Annotated in this window: 1 protein-coding gene and 1 pseudogene; one reads left to right on the forward strand and one right to left on the reverse strand. The window is 68.8% G+C overall.

Going from position 1 to position 2,703, the window contains the following annotated elements; genetic code table 11:
* Window positions 1–747 (reverse strand): annotated as a pseudogene (locus tag ABZ646_RS44470) (phosphatase); the annotation flags it as partial.
* Between the two features lie 157 nt (window positions 748–904).
* Here ABZ646_RS44470 and aspS point away from each other — a divergent pair.
* Window positions 905–2,668 carry an aspartate--tRNA ligase gene (gene aspS, locus ABZ646_RS44475; RefSeq protein WP_360532883.1) on the forward strand — a complete coding sequence of 588 codons (1,764 nt, stop codon included), beginning with the start codon at window positions 905–907 and terminating at the stop codon, window positions 2,666–2,668.
* Window positions 2,669–2,703 lie beyond the last annotated feature (35 nt).

The following is a 2,703-nucleotide window of genomic DNA, read 5'->3' on the forward strand; positions in this document are numbered from 1 at the left end:
GAAGCGTTCGGCGAGCGGCCAGGTCACGGGGTAGCGGGACTTGTACTGCTCCGGGGAGGAGAGATAGACGGCCCGGCCGGTCCGCACCACCTCCGCCGCCGGGTAGTCGGTCTCCAGCGGCATGCTGCTGAAGGGGCTGTCCTCGCCGATCTGCTGGCCGTGGTGGCCGATCATGGTGAGCCGGTCGCCGTTGAGACCGAAGACGGCCAGCCCGTCCGGGGAGAACCCGGGCATGGACAGGCCGCCCGCGACCCGCAGTACCTCCTCGGTGGACCGCGCCTCCGCCAGCGCGCGGCCCGCGTCCAGCAGGAAGGCCTCCCGGGAGCGCCGCCAGTCTCCCGTGACCGGATGCCGGGCGGCGGTGCCGGGAGCCGGCTCCGTGACCTCCTGGAGGGTGCCGGTGACACGGTAGACGCGCTCGTCGGAGTCGTACTCCGGTCGGAAACGGCTGCGTACGGTCCGTATCAGCCGGCCCCGCTCGTCCATGACCCGCAGCCGGACCTCCGCGAGGGTGCCCTCCAGGGCCGCCAGCCGGGTGATGCTGGTGTTCTCGTTCCAGTCGACGGGGTGGAAACGGGACCGGACCAGAGCCTCGGACAGCACGGAGGTCTCCGCGGGCAGCCCGATCAGCCGTGCTGTCTCCGCATCCGTGGTGACCAGTCCGGTGGCGGTGTCCCAGTGCCACAGCCCGGTCGCGAGGGCGGCGAGGACGTCCTCCACGGCGGGCAGGGGCTCGCCAGTTCGCATTGCCCCACTTTAAGAAGAGCCGATCGGAAAACGCTACCGATCACCGACTCCTTATTGGGGGGAGTGGGCCTTGGGGCGCCCGGTACGCTGGGTGGTGTTTCACGTGAAACGTCAGGCTGGCAACACCCCCCGATCCGCGAAGGCTGGATGAACCACGATGCATCGGTACAGGTCCCACACCTGCGGCGAGCTCCGCTCCTCTGACGTCGGCACCGACGTCCGGCTGAGTGGCTGGCTGCACAATCGGCGCGACCTGGGCGGCATCCTCTTCATCGATCTGCGCGATCACTACGGCATCACCCAGCTCGTCGCCCGTCCGGGTACGCCGGCCTACGAGGCCCTGGACAAGCTCAGCAAGGAGTCGACCGTACGGGTCGACGGCAAGGTCGTCTCCCGCGGCGCCGAGAACATCAACGCCGACCTGCCCACCGGCGAGGTCGAGGTCGAGGTCGGCGAGGTCGAGCTGCTCGGCGCGGCCGCGCCGCTGCCGTTCACGATCAACGCCGAGGACGGGGTCAACGAGGAGCGGCGCCTGGAGTACCGCTTCCTGGACCTGCGCCGCGAGCGCATGCACCGCAACATCATGCTGCGCACGGCTGTGATCTCGGCCATCCGCCACAAGATGGTCGCCCTCGGCTTCAACGAGATGGCCACCCCCATCCTCACCGCGACCTCCCCCGAGGGCGCCCGTGACTTCGTGGTGCCCTCCCGTCTGAACCCGGGCAAGTTCTACGCGCTGCCGCAGGCCCCGCAGCAGTTCAAGCAGCTGCTGATGATCTCCGGCTTCGACCGCTACTTCCAGATCGCGCCCTGCTTCCGCGACGAGGACGCCCGCGCCGACCGCTCGCCGGGCGAGTTCTACCAGCTCGACGTCGAGATGAGCTTCGTCGAGCAGGAGGACGTCTTCCAGCCCATCGAGCGGCTGATGACCGAGCTGTTCACGGAGTTCGGCGGCGGCCGGGAGGTCACCTCGCCGTTCCCGCGGATCCCGTTCCGCGAGTCGATGCTCAAGTACGGCTCCGACAAGCCGGACCTGCGCGCCCGGCTTGAGCTGGTCGACATCACCGACATCTTCGAGGGCTCCGAGTTCAAGGCCTTCGCCGGCAAGCACGTGCGTGCCCTTCCGGTGCCGGACGTCTCCGCGCAGCCCCGCAAGTTCTTCGACCAGCTCGGTGACTTCGCCGTCTCGCAGGGCGCCAAGGGCCTGGCCTGGGTGCGGGTCGCGGAGGACGGTTCGCTGTCCGGTCCGATCGCCAAGTTCCTCACCGAGGAGAACGTGGCCGAGCTGACCAAGCGGCTCCAGCTGGCCGCCGGTCACGCCGTGTTCTTCGGCGCGGGCGAGTTCGACGAGGTCTCCAAGATCATGGGCGCGGTGCGTGTCGAGGCCGCGCAGCGTGCCGGGCACTTCGAGGAGAACGTCTTCCGGTTCTGCTGGATCGTCGACTTCCCGATGTTCGAGAAGGACGAGGACACCGGGAAGATCGACTTCTCGCACAACCCGTTCTCGATGCCCCAGGGCGGCATGGAGGCCCTGGAGACCCAGGACCCGCTGGACGTCCTGGCCTGGCAGTACGACATCGTCTGCAACGGTGTGGAGCTGTCCTCCGGCGCCATCCGGAACCACGAGCCGGACATCATGCTCAAGGCCTTCGGCATCGCGGGTTACGAGGCGGAGACCGTCGAGCGCGAGTTCGCCGGCATGCTGCGCGCGCTGCGCTTCGGCGCTCCGCCGCACGGTGGCATCGCCCCGGGCGTGGACCGCATCGTGATGCTCCTCGCCGACGAGCCCAACATCCGCGAGACCATCGCCTTCCCGCTGAACGGCAACGCCCAGGACCTGATGATGGGTGCGCCGACCGAGCTGGAGGAGACGCGCCTGCGCGAGCTGCACCTGTCGATCCGCAAGCCGCAGCCGAAGTAGTCCCAGGACAGCGCGAAGGGCTCGAAACCGACGTC

The organism is Streptomyces sp. NPDC007162, from assembly GCF_040634175.1.
Classification (GTDB): Bacteria; Actinomycetota; Actinomycetes; order Streptomycetales; family Streptomycetaceae; genus Streptomyces.

Coding starts and splice junctions, on each gene's coding strand:
- aspS (WP_360532883.1), top strand. CDS start 905: ATGCATCGGTACAGGTCCCACACCTGCGGCGAGCTCCGCTCCTCTGAC.